At 64.4% G+C, this 21,123-nt stretch carries 13 protein-coding genes, 1 tRNA gene and 1 pseudogene; 4 read left to right on the top strand and 11 right to left on the bottom strand.

Annotated features, from left to right (window positions below; translation table 11 throughout):
- Positions 1 to 36: 36 nt before the first annotated feature.
- The 5 genes from ACQPW1_RS12055 to ACQPW1_RS12035 all read right to left on the bottom strand — a co-directional run bounded on the left by ACQPW1_RS12055 (position 37) and on the right by ACQPW1_RS12035 (position 10,997).
- On the bottom strand, positions 37 to 4,986 hold the full coding sequence (locus tag ACQPW1_RS12055) for an NAD-glutamate dehydrogenase (RefSeq protein ID WP_433662808.1): 4,950 nt from the start codon (positions 4,984 to 4,986) through the stop codon (positions 37 to 39).
- A 494-nt stretch (positions 4,987 to 5,480) separates the two neighbouring features.
- The gene (ettA, locus tag ACQPW1_RS12050; RefSeq protein ID WP_433662807.1) at positions 5,481 to 7,157 is read right to left on the bottom strand and encodes an energy-dependent translational throttle protein EttA; all 1,677 of its coding nucleotides are present in this window, start codon (positions 7,155 to 7,157) and stop codon (positions 5,481 to 5,483) included.
- A gap of 88 nt (positions 7,158 to 7,245) precedes the next feature.
- The gene (locus ACQPW1_RS12045; RefSeq protein WP_433662806.1) at positions 7,246 to 7,737 is read right to left on the bottom strand and encodes a single-stranded DNA-binding protein; all 492 of its coding nucleotides are present in this window, start codon (positions 7,735 to 7,737) and stop codon (positions 7,246 to 7,248) included.
- 188 nt (positions 7,738 to 7,925) lie between these two features.
- Positions 7,926 to 8,894, bottom strand: coding sequence for a serine/threonine dehydratase (locus ACQPW1_RS12040; RefSeq protein WP_433662805.1), 969 nt, complete (start codon positions 8,892 to 8,894; stop codon positions 7,926 to 7,928).
- Between the two features lie 69 nt (positions 8,895 to 8,963).
- Complete coding sequence (locus ACQPW1_RS12035) at positions 8,964 to 10,997, bottom strand: cytochrome c oxidase assembly protein (RefSeq protein WP_433662804.1); 2,034 nt, start codon at positions 10,995 to 10,997, stop codon at positions 8,964 to 8,966.
- An 82-nt stretch (positions 10,998 to 11,079) separates the two neighbouring features.
- Here ACQPW1_RS12035 and ACQPW1_RS12030 point away from each other — a divergent pair, with 82 nt between their 5' ends.
- Both ACQPW1_RS12030 and ACQPW1_RS12025 read left to right on the top strand, forming a co-directional pair.
- A complete protein-coding gene (locus tag ACQPW1_RS12030; RefSeq protein WP_433662803.1) occupies positions 11,080 to 11,466 on the top strand; it encodes a DUF4345 family protein in 387 nt (128 codons plus the stop codon).
- 69 nt (positions 11,467 to 11,535) lie between these two features.
- Positions 11,536 to 11,609 (top strand) — tRNA-Arg (locus ACQPW1_RS12025).
- Positions 11,610 to 11,833: 224 nt separating this feature from the next.
- On the opposite strand, the gene ACQPW1_RS12020 is transcribed toward ACQPW1_RS12025, so the two are convergent.
- Positions 11,834 to 12,709 carry an SGNH/GDSL hydrolase family protein gene (locus ACQPW1_RS12020; protein ID WP_433662802.1) on the bottom strand — a complete coding sequence of 292 codons (876 nt, stop codon included), beginning with the start codon at positions 12,707 to 12,709 and terminating at the stop codon, positions 11,834 to 11,836.
- 1,008 nt (positions 12,710 to 13,717) lie between these two features.
- Here ACQPW1_RS12020 and ACQPW1_RS12015 point away from each other — a divergent pair.
- Positions 13,718 to 14,494, top strand: coding sequence for a transposase family protein (locus ACQPW1_RS12015; protein WP_433656363.1), 777 nt, complete (start codon positions 13,718 to 13,720; stop codon positions 14,492 to 14,494).
- On the opposite strand, the gene ACQPW1_RS12010 is transcribed toward ACQPW1_RS12015, so the two are convergent.
- A complete protein-coding gene (locus ACQPW1_RS12010; protein ID WP_433662801.1) occupies positions 14,456 to 15,853 on the bottom strand; it encodes an LGFP repeat-containing protein in 1,398 nt (465 codons plus the stop codon). The genes ACQPW1_RS12015 and ACQPW1_RS12010 overlap by 39 nt on opposite strands.
- Before the next feature lie 820 nt (positions 15,854 to 16,673).
- Here ACQPW1_RS12010 and ACQPW1_RS12005 point away from each other — a divergent pair.
- Entirely contained in the window at positions 16,674 to 17,348 is a 675-nt protein-coding gene (locus ACQPW1_RS12005; RefSeq protein WP_433662800.1) for a hypothetical protein, read from the top strand.
- Positions 17,349 to 17,587: 239 nt separating this feature from the next.
- On the opposite strand, the gene ACQPW1_RS12000 is transcribed toward ACQPW1_RS12005, so the two are convergent.
- The 4 genes and pseudogenes from ACQPW1_RS12000 to ACQPW1_RS11985 all read right to left on the bottom strand — a co-directional run bounded on the left by ACQPW1_RS12000 (position 17,588) and on the right by ACQPW1_RS11985 (position 20,799).
- Positions 17,588 to 18,676, bottom strand: coding sequence for an IS3 family transposase (locus ACQPW1_RS12000; protein WP_433653973.1), 1,089 nt, complete (start codon positions 18,674 to 18,676; stop codon positions 17,588 to 17,590).
- Positions 18,568 to 18,810: pseudogene (locus tag ACQPW1_RS11995) on the bottom strand (transposase); the annotation flags it as partial. The gene ACQPW1_RS12000 and the pseudogene ACQPW1_RS11995, both read right to left, overlap by 109 nt.
- Before the next feature lie 64 nt (positions 18,811 to 18,874).
- On the bottom strand, positions 18,875 to 19,162 hold the full coding sequence (locus ACQPW1_RS11990; RefSeq protein ID WP_433662799.1) for a hypothetical protein: 288 nt from the start codon (positions 19,160 to 19,162) through the stop codon (positions 18,875 to 18,877).
- Positions 19,163 to 20,142: 980 nt separating this feature from the next.
- Positions 20,143 to 20,799, bottom strand: a complete 657-nt coding sequence (locus tag ACQPW1_RS11985) for a hypothetical protein (protein WP_433662798.1) — start codon at positions 20,797 to 20,799, stop codon at positions 20,143 to 20,145.
- Between the last annotated feature and the right edge of the window lie 324 nt (positions 20,800 to 21,123).

Below are 21,123 nucleotides of genomic sequence, written 5' to 3'. Positions count from 1 at the left end.
CACTCGGCGCCTTCCCGTTACCGTTCAACGAGCTCGTCAACGTGGTACCTCCGATTGGGCGCCCACCCCACTCACCATGCTTCGCACTTGCCGCGCGGCAACCGACAGCGTGGCGAGATCGTGGGTTCCGGACTCGAACAACTCCGACAGTGCGGCTCGGGCACGCCCGAGCCGGGACTGGTTCTTGGACTCCCAGTATGCAATCTTCTCGTCCGCGCTCTCTTCCGGGTCACCGGCGGAGAGCACATCGAGGGTCAGCGAGCGCAGCGAGGAGTACATGTCGTCACGCAGCGCGAGCCGAGCCAGCGAGTGCCAGCGGTCGCCCCGTTCGAGGTGGCTGACCGCCTCGAGCAGCCAATCGATCTTGAGGTGCTCGTTGAGCGCGTAGTAGAGCGCGCCGACCTCGTCGCCGTCGCGATCGGTGATGTCGGCGATGTCCACGATGTCGAGCAGCGGGAACAGGTTGAGCAGCCCGAACACCTCGGTGGCCAGGTCGGTCGGCGCACCGCGGGCGATGAGCTCGGCCGACTGATCGGTGAGCGTCGCGACGTGATGTCCGCGCAGCCAGCCCGGCACCTTCGGCGCCAGCGCCTGCACGTCCTGGCAGTACCGGTTGATCTCCGCACCGACCGCGATCGGCTGTGGCCGGTTGCTCAGGAACCAGCGCGATGCCCGGTCGAGTGTCCGCTTGGTTTCCAGCTCCAACAGGTCACGTACCGCGGTGGCGGCGTCGGCCGCACGGATCCGCGCCCACATCTCAGGCAGGGCGAAGATCTCGGTGGCCGCCGCGAACGCGCGCACCGAGTCGGTCGGCGTCGCGCCGGTCTCCTCGCTCAGCCGGTGCGCGTAGGTGATGCCGCCGTAGTCGACCATCTCGTTCACGATCATCGTGGTGAGGATTTCCCGGCGCAGCCGATGCTTCTTGATCGCGGCACCGAACGTGTCGCGGAGCGGCGTCGGGAAGTAGTCGGGCAACCTGGTGACGAAGAAGGGGCTGTCCGGCAGATCCGTGTCGAGCAGGTCGGCCTTGAGCGAAAGCTTCACGTGCGCCATGAGATTGGCGAGTTCCGGTGAAGTCAGGCCGATGCCCTCCTCCAGCATGCGCTTCAGCTCCACCTCGGACGGCAGCGCCTCCAGCTCGCGGTCGAGGCCGCGGCGCGCTTCCAGATCATCGATGAGCCGCATGTGCACGTTCAGCATCTGCGGTGCGTCGGTGCGGGACATGCCCATCAGGAAGTTCTGCGCCACATTGTCGTCGAGCACCATCTGCGCGACCTCGTCGGTCATCGAGGCGAGCAGCGGGTTGCGTTCCGGCTCGGGCAGTTGGCCCGCGCTGACCACGCCGTCGAGCAGCACCTTGATGTTGACCTCGTGGTCGGAGCAGTCGACACCGGCCGAGTTGTCCAACGCGTCGGTGTTCATCTTGCCGCCGTTGTGGCAGAACTCGATGCGGCCCAGCGCCGTCGCGCCGAGGTTGCCGCCCTCGCCGATCACCTTGACGCGCAACTGCTTTCCGTTGACCCGGACCGGGTCGTTGGACTTGTCGCCGACGTCGGCGTTCGACTCCGTGCTCGCCTTGATGTAAGTACCGATGCCGCCATTCCACAGCAGCTGGGCGGGCGCGAGCAGGATCGCGCGAACCAGCTCCGGCGGGGACAGCGATTCGACGCCGTCGGCCAAGCCCAGCGCCTGTCGAACCTGGGGACTGATCGGGACCGACTTGACCGTGCGGTCGTAGACGCCACCGCCCGTGCTGATCAGCGAAGAATCGTAGTCCGCCCAGGACGAGCGGGGCAGCTGGAACATCCGCTGCCGTTCGGCGTAGGAGGCGGCGGTGTCCGGGTTCGGGTCCAAGAAGATGTGCCGGTGGTCGAACGCCGCGAGCAGGCGGATGTGCTCGGACAGCAGCATGCCGTTGCCGAACACGTCACCGCTCATATCGCCGACACCGACGACCGTGAAGTCCTGGGTCTGAGTGTCGATGTCCATTTCCTGGAAGTGGCGTTTGACGCTCTCCCACGCACCCTTGGCGGTGATGCCCATGGCCTTGTGGTCGTAGCCCGCCGAGCCGCCCGAGGCGAACGCGTCGCCGAGCCAGAAGCCGTAGCGCTTGGCCACATCGTTGGCGATGTCGGAGAAGGTGGCGGTGCCCTTGTCGGCGGCCACCACCAGGTAGGTGTCGTCGCCGTCGCGGCGCACCACCCGAGCGGGTGGCACCACCTCGCCGGTCGCACGATCCACGTTGTCGGTGACATCGAGCAGACCCGAAATGAAGGTGCGGTAGCAGCTGACGCCCTCCGCGCCGAGCGCCTGACGGTCCGCGACAGGGTCGCCGGTGGCGGCCGGTGGCTGCTTCACGACGAAGCCGCCCTTGGCGCCGACGGGGACGATCACGGCGTTCTTCACCGCCTGGGCCTTCACCAGGCCGAGCACCTCGGTGCGGAAGTCCTCCAAACGGTCGGACCAGCGCAACCCGCCACGGGCCACCGGACCGAACCTCAGGTGCACGCCCTCGACCCGCGGCGAGTACACGAAGATCTCGAATTGCGGCCTCGGCTTGGGCAATTCGCTGATCTCGCGCGGCTCGACCTTCACCGACACGTAGTCACGCGACATGCCCTCGGCGTCGGTGACGTAGTAGTTGGTGCGCAGCGTCGCCCTGATCAGGTTGAGGATGGCGCGCAGGATGCGGTCGGCGTCGAGGCTGACCACGTCGTCGATCCGGCCGCAGACCTGAGTCTCCAGCTCGGCGGCATGGTCGGCCGAGACGGTGTCCGGATCGAAGCGGGCCGCGAACAGGTCGACGAACAGCCGTGCCACATCCGGGTAGGTGAGCAGCACCCGGGAGATGTTGGCCTGGCTGTACGGAAAACCGGCCTGCTGCAAGTACTTCGCGTAGGTGCGCAGAATCGACACCGCGCGCCATGGCAGCCGCGCCCGCAGCACCAGTTCGTTGAGCCCGTCCGCTTCCGCGCGGCCGTACCAGGCCGCCTCGAAGGCCTCGGTGAACCGCTCGCGCAGGCCGCGGACCTCCGCCTCCAGCACGGCCGCCCGCTTGGACGACTCGAGCAGCTCCGCGTCCAGATCGCGGTCGAGCGCGCTGCGCAGCAGTTCGGGGCGGGCGAGCAGACCGAAGTCGTAGATCCAGCGTTCCCCGCCGGTGCTCGGGTCGCCGCCGGGCTGGGCCTCCAGCTCGAGCTGGTAGGGCCGTTCGTCGATCACCTCGACGCCGAGGCTCTGCAGCACCGGCAGGACCTGGCTCAGCGAGATGCCGGGACCGGCCACGTAGAGCGAGAACCGCCAGGTGCCCGGATCGGAATCGCCGTTGCGGTAAAGGTATTGGTCGATGCCGCCGTCGCGCAGATGCTCCAGGCGGACGATGTCGGCGAGCGCGCGGTCGGCCTCGAAGTCCTCCTTGTACGCGTCCGGGAACGCCTCGGAGTAACGCTGCACCACCGCGGGGTCGAGCATTGTCGAGGTGCTGACCTCGTCGTTCAGCAGGTCTTCCCAGGTGCGGCTCGCCTCGCCGAGCAGGGCCTGGATCCGCAGCCGGTTGGCCTCGGAGGTGTCCGCGGGCGGTGCCGCGTAGCGCGGCGCACCGTACTCGGCCTCCGGCATGCGCACCGTGAAATACACACTGGCCAAGTCGCTTTCGCCGACCCTGGCGGAGTAGTCGATGGAGACGCCGCCCAGTTCGCGGACCAGGATCTCCTGCATCTCCAGCCGCACCCGGGTGGTGTAGCGGTCGCGCGGGAGGTAGACCATGCAGGCGACGAAGCGGCCGTAGCCGTCGGCGCGCAGGAACAGGCGGACCTGTCGGCGCAGTCCGATGTTCAGCACCGCGAGGGCGGTCCGGCGCATCGTCTCGGCATCCGAGGAGAACAGCTCGGTGCGCGGGAAGGACTGGATGACCTCGAGCATCGCCTGCCCGGAGAACGACTCCAGGTCGAATCCGCTCTCCTCGATCACCGAGCGCACCCGGCGCTCGATCACCGGGATGTCCAGCACGTTCTCGTGCACCGCGGTGACCGTGAAGACGCCGATGAACAGGTGCTCGCCGACGATGGTGCCCGAGTCGTCGAAGTCGGCGACGCCGATGAAGTACGGGTACACCGCGCGATGCACGGTGGCGGGCACCAGGCCCTGGGTCAGCATCAGCAGCGGCCGGTCGGCGGCGTTGATCGGCACCCGGAAATCAGTGCCGACGTCGGGCCGGAGCACGCCGAGGCAGGTGCCCGGCATCGGGTTGGACGACGCCTGCCCCTGCTCGGCGCTGAGCTGGTAGCGGGCGTAGCCGAGCACGGTGAAGTTGCCGCTGGCCAGCCAGCGCAGCAGGTTCGCGGTGTCCACCAGGTCGGTATCGGAGAACGGCGCGGTGCCCGACTTCGCGGCCAGCTCCAGATCGTCGGCCAGCCTGCTCTGCACGTCCTTGATGGCCTCGGTGTCACCGATGACCTGACGGACGTCGGCGACCACGTTCGGCATCGCGGATTCGATCCGGCTCAGCTGCGCCCGGCTGGTGGACGGGTGCAGTTGCAGGTGCATCCACGACTCGCGCAACGCGGTCGCGCCGTTGGTCCCGTCCACTTCGTGCGGGGCGGCGTGCTGCAGCAGACCCTCCGCATCGCGCTCGACCTCGAAGATCGGGTGGATCACTTCGCTCACGCTGACACCGAGCCGGTTCAGCGATGAGGTGATCGATTCGACAAGTAGCGGCATGTCGTCGGTGACTAGCTGTACCGCCGCGCCGAGGCCGGAGCCGTCGTCGGGGTGGTACACCCGGACCAACGCCCGGTCCGCCGGGCGGTGCATGGCCAACTCCATGTGCCGCCGGAAGATTTGAGTGATGCCGGTGATCGCGCAGTCCACATCGCCAGCGTCGACGTGGCGGAAATACGCCTCCTCGAGAGTCGCGAGTTCGCCGCGCAGTGCCTGCGGCAAACTCGCGGCCCACGCCGCACTGGACAATTCGGACGAGACCGTCATTTTTTCGCCAACTCCTCGGATTCGGTTCCGTAACAAAGCGACGCCGGTCCGAGAGTAGCTGTGCGTGGAAGACGAGGGGGTGAAATCCCTTCCAATCCTGGGGTGTTCACCATCACGGCCGTGTTCGCCACGCGATTGCCCAGCTCGGATGAATGATCTCGGCACAGCATCGTTCGGACTCGCGAACGTCAGGTGTGCGCGACAGGGTCTTTCTGCGGCGGCAGCGGGGCCGAAGCACCTCGGTTCAGCTCGGCCACCAGGTCGACGGTGGGGACCGCCGATTGCTCGAACTGTGCCTGCGCATTCACGTGTCCCACACTAGCGAGATTCGGGATGACCGTGGGCGCGGGTCCAGTGCCGTTGTGCCGGATACGAGACATAACGGCCGTACGGTATTGCGGCGAGAGCCGGAACCGAGTCGCGACGTCGGATTGGACGGTACAACTCGGTCCCGGATCGGGTCCGCTGATGACGGGCGGGCACCCGTCATCGGATCAGTCGCGGGTCAGCTTGCGGTGCGTAACCCGGTGCGGGCGGGCCGCTTCCAGGCCGAGGCGCTCGATCTTGTTGGCCTCGTAGGCCTCGAAGTTGCCCTCGAACCAGAACCACTTGGCGTCGTTGTCGTTGTCGCCCTCCCACGCCAGGATGTGGGTGCAGGTGCGGTCCAGGAACCAGCGATCGTGGGAGATGACCACGGCGCAGCCGGGGAACTGTTCGAGCGCGTTCTCCAGCGAACCGAGGGTCTCCACGTCGAGGTCGTTGGTCGGCTCGTCGAGCAGGATCAGGTTGCCGCCCTGCTTGAGGGTGAGCGCCAGGTTGAGCCGGTTTCGCTCACCACCGGAGAGCACCCCGGCCGGCTTCTGCTGATCCGGGCCCTTGAAACCGAACGCGCTGACGTACGCGCGCGACGGCATTTCCTGGTTGCCGACCTGGATGAAGTCGAGCCCCTCGGACACGACCTGCCAGACGTTCTTCTTCGGGTCGATGCCCGCCCGGTTCTGGTCGACGTAGCTCAGCTTGACCGTATCGCCGACCTTCACCTCGCCGCTGTCCGGCGCCTCCAGCCCGACGATGGTCTTGAACAGCGTGGTCTTACCGACGCCGTTCGGGCCGATGACGCCGACGATGCCGTTGCGCGGCAACGTGAACGACAGATCCTTGATGAGCTGACGATCGCCGAAGCCCTTGTCCAGGTGCGCGACCTCGACCACCACATTGCCCAGGCGCGGACCGGCCGGAATCTGGATCTCCTCGAAATCCAACTTCCTGTGCTTGTCGGCCTCGGCCGCCATCTCCTCGTACCGGCCGAGGCGAGCCTTGTTCTTGGCCTGGCGGGCCTTGGCGCCGGAGCGCACCCAGGCCAGCTCGTCTTTGAGCCGCTTCTGCAGCTTCTGGTCCTTCTTGCCCTGGACCTCGAGCCGCTGGGCCTTCTTCTCCAGGTAGGTGGAGTAGTTGCCCTCGTACGGGTAGGCACGGCCGCGGTCGAGTTCGAGGATCCACTCGGCGACGTTGTCCAGGAAGTACCGGTCGTGGGTGACCGCGAGCACGGCGCCCGCGTATGCGGCCAGGTGCTGCTCGAGCCAGAGCACGCTCTCGGCGTCGAGGTGGTTGGTCGGTTCGTCGAGCAGCAGCAGATCGGGCTTGCTCAGCAGCAGCTTGCACAGCGCGACGCGGCGACGCTCACCACCGGAGAGGTTGGTGACCGGCTCGTCCGGCGGCGGGCAGCGCAGTGCGTCCATCGCCTGCTCCAGCTGGGAGTCGACGTCCCACGCGTCGGCGTGGTCCAGGAACTCCTGCAGCTTGCCCATCTCGTCCATGAGCTCGTCGGAGTAGTCGGTGGCCATCAGCTCGGCGATCTCGTTGAAGCGATCCAGCTTCACCTTCACCTCGCCGAGGCCCTCCTCGACATTGCCGCGGACCGTCTTCTCCTCGTTCAGCGCCGGCTCCTGCATGAGGATGCCGACCGTCGCGCCGGGCGCGAGGAACGCCTCACCGTTGTTCGGCTGGTCCACTCCCGCCATGATCTTCAGAACGCTGGATTTACCGGCGCCGTTCGGGCCGACGACACCGATCTTGGCGCCGGGAAGGAAGTTCAGGAAGACATCGTCGAGGACGACTTTGTCACCATGCGCCTTGCGAACCTTCTTCATCGTGTAAATGAACTCAGCCATAAGGAGGAAGCCTATCGGTGTCGGAAACGGTGAGTTGAACCGGCGGATACCCCTCGCAACGCTCGGCCAGAAGTCCGCCGCGCCGGGGTCAGGCGTCAGCGGGCTCGGGATGGGTTGTTCGAGGCGGCGCCGCAGCGGCGGCTGCGACATTCTCCCCCCGCCCGTCGCCTGCCGGCACCTGAGTATCAGCGCCGAAGCGGTCTCCAGTATTCCGCATCTCCGACCACCTGGTGACCTGGGCGGTGCAGCGGCCGAGGTCGGGGCCGACGGCGTTGGCCCGCATCTCCAGGTCACGCCGTTCCACCCCATCCTTGCTGCGATATTCGTGCGACCGCAGCTGGCCGTGCGCGATGATCGGATCGCCGCGCCGCAATGAGGCGTCCACCCCGGACAACAGCCTGCGCCAGCAACTCACGTTGAGAAACAACGTGCCGTTGTCCACCCACTCCCCCGTGCTGTGGTCCAGTCGGCGCGAGTTGCTCGCCATCCGGAAGCTCAGCACCTGCTCGCCGTTCGGCAGGTCCCGCTTCATCGGATTGTTGACGATGGTGCCGATCACGGTCGCGTTCGCCTCGTACATGATTACGCCCCTTCGCATTCGGCCCGTGGCGGTTGCCCGGGGACCTCCTCCCCTCGAGGAGTGCCCCTCCAGCCTCACCGATGCGACGGGCGATCGGGCGCCTCGATTCGAGAATGTGGACAACTTTCTCGAATGTGGATATCCGGTGCTTCTTTTACTGTCACCGGCGAGTCCGACTGCGAAAGTGGCTACAGCACCGAAAGATCGGTGTTGGCGCCGCAGAGCACGATCACCGGGCGCTCGTCCGGCGCGGGGACGTAGACGCCGCTCTGCACCGCGGCCAACGCGGCCGCACCGGCGAACTCCACCACGATCCGGAACTCGCGCCACAGATAGTCACGGGCCGTCGCGATCGCGTCGTCGGTCACCAGCAGCGAACGCACCTGATACCGGCGCGCGATATCCATGGCGATGTTCCCGATCCTGGTGGCGCCCAAGGACTCCGCCGCGATGCTGGACACCCCGACCTCGACCGGCCGGTTCGCCGACAACGCGGCGTGCAGCGTGGGAATGCCTTCCGGCTCGACGCCGACCACCTGTTGGCGCCGCCCGATCGCGGCCGCGATGCCCGCGACCAACCCGCCGCCACCGACCGCGGCGAGCACCGACGGCCGCCCGCGCACCTGCTCCTCGATTTCCAGGCCGATCACCCCCGCGCCCGCAACGATGGCGGGCAGGTCGTAGGCATGCAGCTGCAAAGCGTTGCGTTCGGTGGCAAGTTGGTCGGCGTAGCCGAGCGCCGCGGCGTAAGTCGTTCCGTGCCAGAGCACCTCGGCACCGTGCGACCACATCGCGGCGACCTTGGTGTGCGGGGCCGACTCCGGAACCACTACGGTGCACGACTTTCCGAGATGCGCGGCCGCCAGCGCGGCGGCGATCCCCGCGTTGCCGCCGGAGGCGATCACCACCTGATCGGTGCCACCCGGGGCCGCCAGCAGCGCGTTGAAGCTCCCCCGAACCTTGAAAGTGCCGCCGTACTGCAGATATTCGAGCTTCATCGTGACCGGCACCGGACCGTTGGGCCCGGCGACGGAGGTGTGGAAGACCGGTGTCTTGCGGATCCGCCCGGCCAGCCGCCTACGCGCGGCCCGCACATCGGATCGGTAGATCCGATCGATCGGTCTGTGTTCGGAGAAAACTACGGACCGCTCGTTCACAACCACACCTTGACCAACTCGACTCCACCATGACCTGAGACTTCATGCCCGAAGGCATTGCGCCGTCACCTACTTATGTACCCCTCGGTCACGTTTGGCCAGCTCAGCGAACATCGCGTTGTGCGCGGAGAGGGCGGCGTCGTGGTCGCGGTCGGCGGCCCGATCGGTGCGCTGCGCCAGCTTCCGATCGCTGCGCGACCACTGGATGAGCAGCGCGAGCATCACCACCACCAACGGCACCTCGCCGCTGGCCCAGGCCAGGCTACCGCCGGTGCGCTGGTCGCCGAGCAGGTCGCCGTTCCAGCCGAGGCCGAGGCCGCGGTAGAACCAGCCGCCGAGCACCGTGTTCATGCTCATCAGCGCGATACCGAAGAAGGCGTGGAAGGGCAGCGAGCCGAACACCATGCCGAGCCTGGTCAGCGGTTCCACTTGGCGTGGTTTCGGGTCGATGCCGATGACGACCCAGTAGAAGAGGTAGCCGCTGAGCAGGAAGTGCGCGTTCATCATCAGGTGCGCCGCGTGCGAGTCCGCGTATGTGTCGAAGATCCCGCCGAGGTACAGCGCGTAGAAACCGCCGACGAAGATGACCGACGCCACGATCGGATGGGTCAGGAAGCGTGACACCGGATTGTGTACGGCGGCAAGGATCCACTCGCGTGGACCCGGTGCGCTGCCGCGTCCGGCGGGCGGCAAGGCCCGCAACGCCAGCGTCACCGCGCCGCCCAGCGCGAACAGGATCGGCGCGAGCATGGACAACGCCATGTGCGCGCCCATGTGCACGCTGAACATCGCGGGCGCATACCGGCCGACCCCGGACGAGGTGGCGATCAGCAGCACCGCGCAGCCGGACAGCCAGGCGATGGTCCGCCCGACCGGCCACGCGTCGCCGCGCGCCCGAAGTCGGCGCACGCCGAGCAGGTACAGCACCGCGAGCACGATCGACAACGTTCCGAAGATCAGGTCGAAGCGCCAGTCGAACAGCAGCCGTGCGACATTCGGCGGCCCGGCCAGGTTGTAGCCGAGTTCGACCTCGGCCGGGGTGGGTCTGTAGGTCGGCGGTGGCGGCGGAGTGCGGCCGAGTCCGACCGCGAGGCCCATAGTCGCCGCGAAGACCAGCACCTCGACTCCGGCGAAGCGGACCAGCGCGCCGCGGTCCTGCGGGTTCGCGGCGAGCGCGGGCAGTGCGGCGCGCCGCTGCGCGAAGCCGATCAGACCGAGGATCACCAGCGCGGTGGCCTTGGCCAGCACCAGCCTGCCGTAGGTGGTGGTGAACAGTTCGTCCCACGGCACCCGGACCCAGGAGTTGATCACTCCGCTGACGCCGATGGTGACGAACGCGATGCTGGCGGTCAGTGAGAAACGCCGCGCGGCAAGGTCGGTGTGCGCGCCGCCGCGGCGCGCGTGCGCCAGTAGCGCGAACAGGCCGCCGACCCACACCGCGGCCGAAATCAGGTGCAGGATCAGGCTGTTGGTGGCGAGGTCGTGCGCGCCGCCCGAGGACGAGTGCCCGGTCAGCGCCAGCGGCATCATCGTCACGATGGACGCGGCGAACAGCACCGGGGTCCAGCCCCAGCGCAGCGCGATGCGGGCGCCGACCGCGACGATCAACGCGAAGAGCACCGTGGTGCGCCAGGCACCGGCCAGCTCGATCTGCGAGATCGCGCGCCAGAGCGCCTCCGGGCGCAGGGTGTCACCGACCGGCTGCCCGGTGGTGTCGGAAACGGTCAACGGAATGAGCAGCGCCGCACAGCAAGCCCAGATCAGCGCGAAATTGGAGGCCCGGCGCACCGCGCGATACCCGCCGACGTCGAGCAGCCCGCTCGATTGCGGCGGCACCAGGAACGCGGCGAACAACAGCGAACCGACGGTCAGCGCCGCGGACAGATCGGCGAGCGCACGCATCGCGGGCAGGCCGTATGTGGTGAGCGGGCCGGGATCGGGAATGCCGAGCAGACTCAATGCCTGCGCCGCCGACAGGCCGACCACCAGCGCGGCAACCACCGCCGCGATCGCCCCCGTCAGCGCGATCACCACGGCGTATGTCGCCGCCGTCCGAGTGACCTCCAGATCAGGTGAAGCGGACGGGTCCTGCGCTGACGACATACGACTGAGCGTAGTTCGATTGTTATCGCGTGGCCGCGTCGGGTTTGGGCCGATAGGGTGGTCGGCGGATCACGGAGGTGCAATGTCGATCGTTTCGATCGTGTTGATTGCCTTGGTGGCGTTGTTCTTCGCCGCCATGGGTGTTTACGGGCTGTTGCGGCCCAGCCAACTCGCCGACCCGCTCGGGCTGCTCGCCGACCGCGCGGACGCCCGCGCCGAGGTGCGCGCCGTCTACGGCGGCTTCGGCGTCGCGATCGCGGTGATCCTCGGATTAGCCGCCGCCGATGTCGGCGACCTCAGATTCGGGGCCTGTGTGACGGTAGCGGCCGCCCTCGGCGGCATGGCGGTCGGCCGAATCTGGTCCGGCTTCGTGGAAAGCCCGTCCGCCTTCTTCCCCGTTTGGTTCTACCTGGTGCTCGAGGTGATCATGGCCGCAATGCTCGTACTCGCGGTCACGCTGACCCCTTAGCCATCTGGTCGGTCGCTATAATTGGCGCGCTGGACAGCACGACCAATGTCGGCCATGGTGGAACCCACTGCCTCCGTAGCTCAGTTGGATAGAGCAAGGGCCTTCTAATCCCTAGGTCGCAGGTTCGATTCCTGCCGGGGGCGCTATGCCGCTTGACCATATAGACAGGTCAAGCGGCATACCCGCAGTTTTACCCTGATTTTGGATCCGATAAACCCCCGGTCACAGGTCGCAGGTTGGCGCCCCAGGGTGCTAGCTGAGCTAGCAGTCCATGCCATAGGTTGACGCCACTGACCGGAATGCTTCGATCGCGAAGCATGCCGTTTGTCATCGCTGCCGCAGCCGACGAACGCGGCATGATCGCAGGCTATGTGAATCTGGCGTTTCGTATCGCGGCGGTCACCGCGACGGCATCGGCCCGCATACCGGCGGCGTTGGGATGCAGGGTGATCGCCGTCTGGCCGGGCGCCACTGGTTCGATCCAACGGGTACCCGCGAGTTTGCAGGCATCGTGGCCGAGGCTGGGAGTGTAGGTGTCGACATAGGCGGCGTTGTTGAGTTGGGCTTGGTCGCGCAGCACGGTGTTGAGTTCGGTTTCGATGTCATCAATGTAGGCGGCATCGCCGTCGGTGATGGGGACCTGCGGATGGCAGCCACCGTTGCGCGCGATGATGGCGGGGTACCCTACGACGAAGACCTTTGCGGCAGGGGCGATCTGGTGGATCTTGGCGATGGCCGCACCGATGACCGGTGCGTCGGCGTGGATGTTGTCGACGAAGGTCGAGCCGTAGGTGTCTTTACACGGCGTGCCGGTGAAATTCAGGCTATCGGTGGCGATGCAGGCGGCGACCAGGTTGCGGAAGGTGTTGTTGTCGTTACCGCCGATGCCCAATGTCACCACCTTGGTCGTGCTGGTCAGTGCGGTGATCTGCGCAGGCTGATCGGGGAACTGTGCGGTGGTGGTGACATTCTCGGTCTTGGCGGCTGTACAGCTGCGGTCGTCCAGTTGCAACGCGAGGGCGGACGCGACCAGGTGGGGATAGTTCACCGCTGATCTGGCACAACCCGACGAGGCCATCCGATCTGGCGGCGCAACATTCGGTCCCGCCGTGTACGAGTCGCCCAGGGCCACATAACTGTCATCGGCAGCGCCAGCGGCGGGCAGGGGAAACAGTGCCGCCGCAGCCGCAGCCGCAGCAGCGAGCAGGACGGTGGCCGGGGACCCTAAAACATTCAACTTCATCATCACATCTTTCTCGAACAATCCTTTGCGGGATTGGCAGCCGATCGGCTCCGACCCGTTGGTCGAGGACGGATTGGCCATCAACCCAAATTTCTATCAAGACTGGCTAAAAATACCCTTGAGTCTGTCCAATATTAAGCAAACCAGAATATCGCCATTCAGAGCACTGCTCATTTCTGGCACGAAGTGCCGGAGATGAGATTAACGGCCAAAGCTAGTGGCCGGCTCCGGAATGTCGGGACGTGTGTTCCCGTCCCGACATTCCGACGGCCGCACTTAGGGGAGAGTGGCTGGATGTGTGCCTACAGCCCCACCACCGACATCGATGTATTTATCGCAGCCCTCGCCGAGACGATAAGCTCAGTTCGGCGGCGAGATCGTCCTGACTGGGCAAGATCCCCGCGGCCCCCAGCGGCTCAGCTTCCGTCGGCGAGGCAGGAGATAACCGTACATACAATGACGTACGCTGAGTATCCGATGGTCTCGGTCCAGCGTGACACTCTCCCTCTCAGGAAGCCCCACGAAACCCACCATGTAGTCATGGTATATACGAGAGGATAAGAAAATATGTCCCGCACCCTAACGTCTCCATGGACCATCCAAACGAGCGCGGCCACGAGAATCCCCGCCACTGGAGGTACGAGGAACTCATGCGACGCAGTGTCGTCCATCCAAGGGTGGGTGTTCTTTTCAACGCAGCCAGAAACCGTTCGTGCTCTCTTCTTTTGCCAACCGTTCCACAATACGGCGACCGCGGAGACGACCATCAAAAGCGCGGCGCCGACGTACATTATCGAAGAAAGGTAGTACATTCAACCCTCCAATCTATTGACAATGCTTTACGATGCCGTCGATCCCGAGGATCTCGCCGGCGACACTGAGCCTTTTTCATCCTGCTTGATGCGGGACTGCGGGATCTGTTGCCCTGCAAGGTAGTTCGACTGGACGTATGGCGAAGCCCCTGGTAGATCGGTTGTTTACCACAACCTCCGAACACCAAGGGCTTCGATGCTTTTCTACCGTGCCGCGCTGCCGTTGTCACGTCAGACCCTCGACTACGTGGCCGGGGTGATCCGGCGACACCGTGGCGCGATCGGGTCGGTGTGGCGGCGGTTGAACCCGGGCCGGCAGGCGTTGCTGGTGCTGGCTTACCTGCGTAAAGGCGAAACTTTCGGTGATCTGGGAGCCGGGTTCGGGGTGTCGACTACGACGGCGTGGCGGTATGTCGAGGAAACCGTGGAACTGCTGGCCGGGCGTGCTGTGGGTCTGCGGAAGGCGTTGCGGCAAGCCAGGACTGACGGACATGCCTACCTGATCCTGGATGGCACGCTGATCGCTATCGACCGAGTGGCCGCGGATCGGCCGTTCTACTCGGGCAAACACCGCCACCACGGCATGAACGTGCAGGTGATCGCGACACCTGACGGTGACATCGCGTGGGTATCGGGCGCGTTGCCCGGCAGCGTGCACGATCTGAAGGCGGCCTGGATCTGGCGGATCTGCCACGAACTCGAGGCCGCTGGCTGGATCACCTTGGCGGACAAGGGATATCAAGGCGCTACCGCGCTGCTGACCCCGTACAAGGGTAAGAACAAGCCGGAATCCCAGAAGGCCGCCAACCGCGCGCACGCACGACTACGCGGCTGCGGCGAACGAGCCAACGCCCAGCTCAAGAGCTGGCGGGTGCTGCGGAAACTCCGCTGCTGCCCCGACAAAGCCGGACAGCTGGTCAAGGCCATCCACGTGCTACAGGATCGCGAAATCCGGACTGCCCGACAAGGATGAAAAAGGCTCACTGAGTGAGATTTTTCCAGTTGCCTCCCATGCTTTCGCTCGATCCTGTGCGATGGATGCACCTCGCCAAAGCTCGTAGGCTTCTTTAGCGCCACCGACAGCTTTGACGAATTTTCTGAATTGAGCAATCTTCGCAGCTGGGAGGGCAAGCGAGCCCGCAGCGAGCACGATCGCCGCCATACATTTTCCATCTTTCCAAGAAACGCCGTCGCCGAATCTACATCCTCCGCCCGGGCCGCCGTATGTGCCGAGCACACAGAAATCTCCGAACGGCCAGGTTCGCGACTCTGTATCGTTAGGAGTTGCACCCTTGGGAGTTGTCGGCTTCGTGCCGCTTGCGCTCGGCGGGGTCGTCCCCGATGGGCGTTCACCCCCGCCGTCTCGGGCGGTCGGACTCGGTTCCCTGTATCCGTAGGCGGGGACCTTCATGTCCACCACCTGAATGTCACCACCTTGGAAGTCTTGACGATAACCGTCTTCATACTCTTGGTTCTTATACTCGTCGCTGGACGGATAGCCGTACTGCTTATTCTCCCAGCCATTTTGCGCCCAATGATCGCGGGTCATTCCCCATACCGAATGCGCGCCGGTGTTACCCGACCAGTAGACGGATCCACCGTCGAAGTGTTGTCCCGCGCCGTTATTGTTGCCTTTGAACTCATCCGTGGCAGGGAACCCGAGTGGCCCGGCCTCCCAGTTGTGCTCGGCCCACTTGTCACGAATGAGGCCCCAACTGCTGTGTGCTCCGGTATTACCCGACCAATAGACGGATCCGCTTTCGAAGTGTTGTCCCGCGCCGTTGTTCTTGCCTTTGAACTCATCCGTGGCAGGGAACCCGAGTGGCCCGGCCTCCCAGTTGTGCTCGGCCCACTTGTCACGGATCAGGCCCCAACTGCTGTGTGCTCCGGTATTACCCGACCAATAGATGGAACCACCCTCGAAGTGGTTGAAGCGCCCCGGTTTACGGGTAGCCGACTCTCGAGTCGTCGGATACTTGAGAGTGCCATTCTCCCAGTTCAGATCGCGCCACTTGTCGCGAATCGCACCACCGACCTGATTGGCGTGACCATTGGACACCCTCGGGTGCCAGTAGATCGAGCTACCCTTGTCGAACGCCTGCCAGCGACCTCCCCGCGCGGCGTCTGATTCCGCATTCGCGGGATTGCCGAAGAGCTTGAACCCGCCGGCTTGGTCGTACTCGACCTCGATCGCTCCGTAAACGTCATACGAACCGATCCGACGCGCGGATGCATCGACCGGAGTTACCAAACCTACGGAAAGCGCAGCGACGATCATCGTTGTCAATACGCCCAGCCGACGTCGACGACGTTGCTGGCGTATTTTCTGCATTCGCGCTGATGGTAAATGAGTGCTGCTTGTGCCCGAGGCGCGATTTACACCAGGGGGGCGAGTTTGCCGTGGGATCATTCCACTTCCCGTGTCGGCGGCGGCCCGGGTGCGGTCGCCGTGAATCAGCTGCCGCATGCAGGCAGACATGCTCCTCGTGCTCGATTTGCCTGATGCGCAACCGGTCAAATTACTACCATACGGAATCATAAATTTAAAAGGACGCTGCGTGAACCTTTCAGGAAGGGTAATTTGTCTTACGGAGACCTCCGTGTGGGGTGCCAGCGTGCCGGGGCGGACCACTACGGTCAGGTGACATCGGCCCGCAACTGCACCAACTCCGTCCGCCTCATCGGCTGCGCCATCTCGATTCGCCACCAACGTGTGTGGATAGCGAAAATTGAAGAGCAACAAACGGTTTGCATGCTGATCCAGCCAGGGATGCATGGTGTCATGCTTCCTCGGCACAGATCACCACCCACCGGCAGCACACATCTCGATGCGCCGGTGGATTGCGAACAAAGTGAGAAGTGAAACGCAGCGACCGAACGAATCGTCGGACCAAACTCAAGAGGTCCAATTCGATATATTTGTGCTGGCAAACGTCTACGTAGGCACGCAATGACGCCGATCGAACTTTCATCGGCATAGAACGGAAGTGCGCTCGCAAAGCGATATGCCGATCGAATACGCGGCAGGCGCCGAATTATCTCCGAGTGTTCGTAGCCAGCAGTGCGGACGGGTACTCGCTGATGTCTGATGCACCCCCTTATGTGGTGTAACTGGTTGCTGCTGCGTGTATCTGCCTCACATAAGAGTCGCAGTGGGGTCCGCGTCCGCACCCGATGACCGCAGCCGTCACCGCGCCTACCGACACCAGCAACGCGACACGAGCCACGATCCCCGCCGCCCGCCCGCGCTGCGGATATATCTGCTGTTCGTCAGCCCTCGAAGCCCATCGCCGCCACCGTGCCGGGGCGGCGTGTGGGTCATCTACTCGCATGGACGGGCCGCGGTCGTGGTCGGCTTCTTCAATGCCGGGGGCGGTGTGGTCGTGCGTTGTGGACTTGTCTGTGGACGTGTGGTCGTCGGGGGCGGTGTGGTCGTCTTCGGCTTCAGAGTGGTCGTGGTTGCCGTCGGGCACCCGGTCGGCTTCGGGATCGACGACTTCGTCGGTTGTGGAGTCGTCGTATCGGCCGGAACGACTACGGTTACCGTGGACGGTTTCGGTGGCGTCGTACCAGCCGGGACAATCACGGTGACCGTGGACGGACCGCCATCGGAAACCGGCGGCGGAGGTTGCCGGGATACCTGCACCGAAACGCTGCCATTGATCGAGAAGCTAGGCCCCGGCCCGGCGGTCGGTGTCTCCGCAATCGTCGATGGCACAATGGTTTCGGTGGGGAGGCTGGTGGTCTCCGTCGCGACCGGGTCACCGCTGACATTCTCGATCGGCGCCGAATCCATCACCGTCACAGTCGCCGGAGCGATCGACTGATCGACTGCACCGGGCTCCGTATCCGGAAGCTCGCCCGGCACAGGCACCTCACCCGGCGCCTCCGTCACAGTGCTCGGCACGACCGTCTCGAGCGGTGCCGTGTTGCCGAGCCCGCCCTGCGGAAACTGTGTGATGTCATCGAAGCTCTGCGTGCCCGACTCCTCCGACAACGCGGTATCGGTCACCTCCTCGCCGCCCTTCGAGCCGATTGAGGTTCCCCCCAAATGGTGGACGGGGGGTTATGCGGCCGAAGTGGCCGCGAGGAGTGACCGCTCATAATTGTCGGGGCTGAGCATCCCGATCGTGGAGTGGCGTCTTCTACTGTTGTAGAAATTCATCCATTTGTCAACTGCTGCAACGAGTTCCGCTTTGGTGGCGAAGGTGTGTCGATAGTAGTATTCGTGTTTGAATGTCGACCACAGGCTTTCCGCGCCGGCATTGTCCCAGCATATTCCGGTCGATCCCATGGATCGGCGCAGACCGTGCCGATCGCAGGCGGCAGCCATGTCGTTGGCGGTGTACTGGCTACCTCGGTCCGAATGCAGAACCGTGCCCGCACACGACCCGCCACGCGCCGCTACCGCCCGGTCCACGGCGTCGGTGACCATCTCGGTCCGCATGTGATCGGCCACGGTCCAGCCGAGCACCTTCTTGGAATGCTCGTCCTTGATCGCGCACAGGTACATATCGCCTTCACCGCAAGTCAGATAGGTGATGTCGGAAACCCAGACTGCGTCTACACGGCCCTGGTCGAAAAGACGTTGCACCAGGTCGTCCGGGAACGACGCGGTCGGGTCCACGATCGTGGTCCGCACCTTGAAGGTGCGCGGGCTGATCCCGGCCAGCCCGATCTCGGCCATGATCGCCGCGACCGTCTTCTCCGACACCCGATCACCGCGATCGCGCAGCTCGGCGGTGATCCGCGGAGCCCCGTAGGTCCCATCGGAGTCTTTATGGACGGCAAGGATCTTCACCGTCAAGTCGGCGCGCCGCTGCTGCCGATCGGTCAACACAGGGGCCGTCTTCCGCTTCAGGTACGCGTAGAACCCTGAGGTCGATACACTCAACAACCGCGCCATGCGCGTGATATCGGCTGTGCTGCCGTTGATTTCGGTGGCGGCGCACTGCGCTGCCATCAGCTCGAACCGGGCCGGTTCTGCTGCATCGCCGCGAAGTACGCGCTCGCTTTTTTTAGGAAACTGACGTCTTTCTCCAGCTCGCTGACCTGCTTGCGTAACCGGAGCAACTCTGCCCGCTCGGCCGGGCTCAACGGCTGCTCGCCGTGTACCTCGGCCGCCGCTATCCGGCGGCGTTCGTCTTGGACCCATTTAGCGAGAAGGCTTTCATGCAAACCCAACTCGCCAGCCACCGCGGCGATCGTGCGACCGGAATCGATCACCCGATGCGCGGCCTCGACCCGGTACTCGGCCGTGAACGACCGGCGCTTCCGAGACGATGACATACTGGACATCCTTCCAGCAGGACCGCGATCCCGCTAAATCGGTGTCCACTGCTTGGGGGGAGCCTCAGATCGACGTCGCGACCACCACCCCGATCACACCAACGAGCACCACAACGACCGCCACGGCATACGGCACACGCCGGCGAACATCACCCGCCGTGGCGAATTCGGTGACACGCCGCCGTCGCCGCAGCATCGGCGACACCGACTCCTCCTCGACAGTCTCGTCATCGTCGGAGACATCCCGCTCCGACACATCATTTTCCAAGTCGTTGTCATCGAAGGCGTTCAGATCATCCGAAACGCGCGCATCGCCGAAGGCACCTTCGGGAACGCGGATGACGCTGGTCACCTCAGGATCATCGAAGTCGGGTTCATTGTTGTGGGGTGGTCTCACCACGTGATGCTTTCTACTCAGGACGATCTGCTCCCGCAGACCGATGGCGTGCGGGGGGTGAATGGTCGACAGCTCACACGGGAACGCACGGCAAATGACGGACTATTCGATATGTTGCGATCTGCGGAACCGTGCTGCCCGCACGGCCCGCAAACCACTGCCAACAGAGCCGCCCGTGATGTGGCTTCGAATATCAGGAACCGGTCACCAAGCCACGCAGGAACCGGCCGAAGAAACGCCCCGCAGAAGAGACCGACCCGCCGTCCTCGTCCGCACTCTCCTGTGATCCGGTGTTCAACGAACCCGACGATCCGCTCGTCGACGAACCCGAAACCCTCGGTCCGGAAAACGACGACCCGGTACCCCCAGCGCGAGGGCGCCCGGCCTCATCCGAACCCTGATCGATCGGCTCGGCCGCCGCCGTGTACGACGTCATCGGTACAGGCGTTGCGGCCGCCTCCACCACAGGCACAGCGAGCGCCCCCAGCACGGCTACAGTGACAATTCCCGCCGGGATTACATTCATTCGCTTCATCGAATCCACTTACCTTTCAAATCATTTAGGACACAGCGAGACGGGACCTCGACGATTAACTTCGACGGGTCCTGAGGAAATCCAATGTCGATCGCAATTGATCACAAGGAGGACTTCAGTTTTACTACATTTGACAGCAACCCAGAAATCCAATGATAATTCAGCACTCCAAACCAGGTAAATATGCGGCGGCAACGCGTGGCCTATAGTTCCGGGGTCGATAACAGTGCTGCCGGACCTCAGAACAACCCCGCCGAATCCCACACCTCGATCGCCGGCAGCGCCGCTACCACCTTGCCTGTTTTGTCGGCGGTCTTACCGTCCACTTTGGCGTCAGCGCACCGGTATTCAACTTAACCACGCAGCGTCCACCGCGGAAGCAGACTTCAGCACAATCGACTCATTGATCGCATCCGCAAACGCCACCTCGCAGGTCCCGTCGGCGTTCGGCAGCACGTTGGCTGGCGTACGTCGCGGCCGAACCGCTGACCGTGCGTCCCGCCTTACCCGCGCCCTTCAACTCAAAGGCGATCGAGGTGCCGTTCTGGTTCATCCGGAACAACTTCGGGTGATCGGCGAACTCGGCGAGTTCGATCCCGACGCCGGTGCGTGCCGCGCTTGTGAGTCCTTCTGATCGACGAGGCGGGGTCGATCGGATCCCAACCGGCCGACCGTTGAGCACACTCACCGACACCTGCGACAGCACCATCGTCCTGGCGCCATCGGCATTGGTGAACTCGATCGAATCCTCGGTCCGTGCCGACTCCTTCGTCGTCTTCGGATCGAAACCACTCTTCACCACGGCAGCAGCGGTACCGTCGGCGAAACGATCACCTGCACCAACGCGGTGACCAACACGGCCGACCACGAAACCACTTCCCCTCGATACCAACTGGCCGGGAAACCAACGCGTCAACGCGTCGCCCTGACGGCGAACCCTCATCACACTCCACAACAGCCGAGCCCGTCCGATTGACGGGCCATCCCCAAATCGGGCGAAAGCGTAGCAACGCGACAAACCACTTCCAGTCACTTCCAAACGGAACCAGTCGTACAACAATTACCAGTGGCGTTATACGCGTCACAGCGGAATCCCTACGACCCGAATTCACCGGCCTTGCAAGAACGATTACTCAACCGTGCTCCAGGACAATCGATTTGATCTATACACCGAACACCTTGCCGTACCGGCCGCTCGAACCGCCAAGCAGCACAAATGGATCAATACACCTCGAACCGCATGCCGACTGAGATCTATCGGACCAATCCAGCCGAAATCCCAGAATCGATACGACATCCCATTCATGCACGGCCCTCCATCAAACACGTCGGCGAGGGAACCTTCAGACGTAACACCTTGACACACAACATTTTTCGGCAT

The sequence above is a fragment of the Nocardia sp. CA-128927 genome (assembly GCF_050955855.1).
Taxonomy (GTDB): Bacteria; Actinomycetota; Actinomycetes; order Mycobacteriales; family Mycobacteriaceae; genus Nocardia.
Note: the sequence above shows the minus strand (reverse complement) of the source record. Positions and strands in the feature narration are given on the sequence as shown.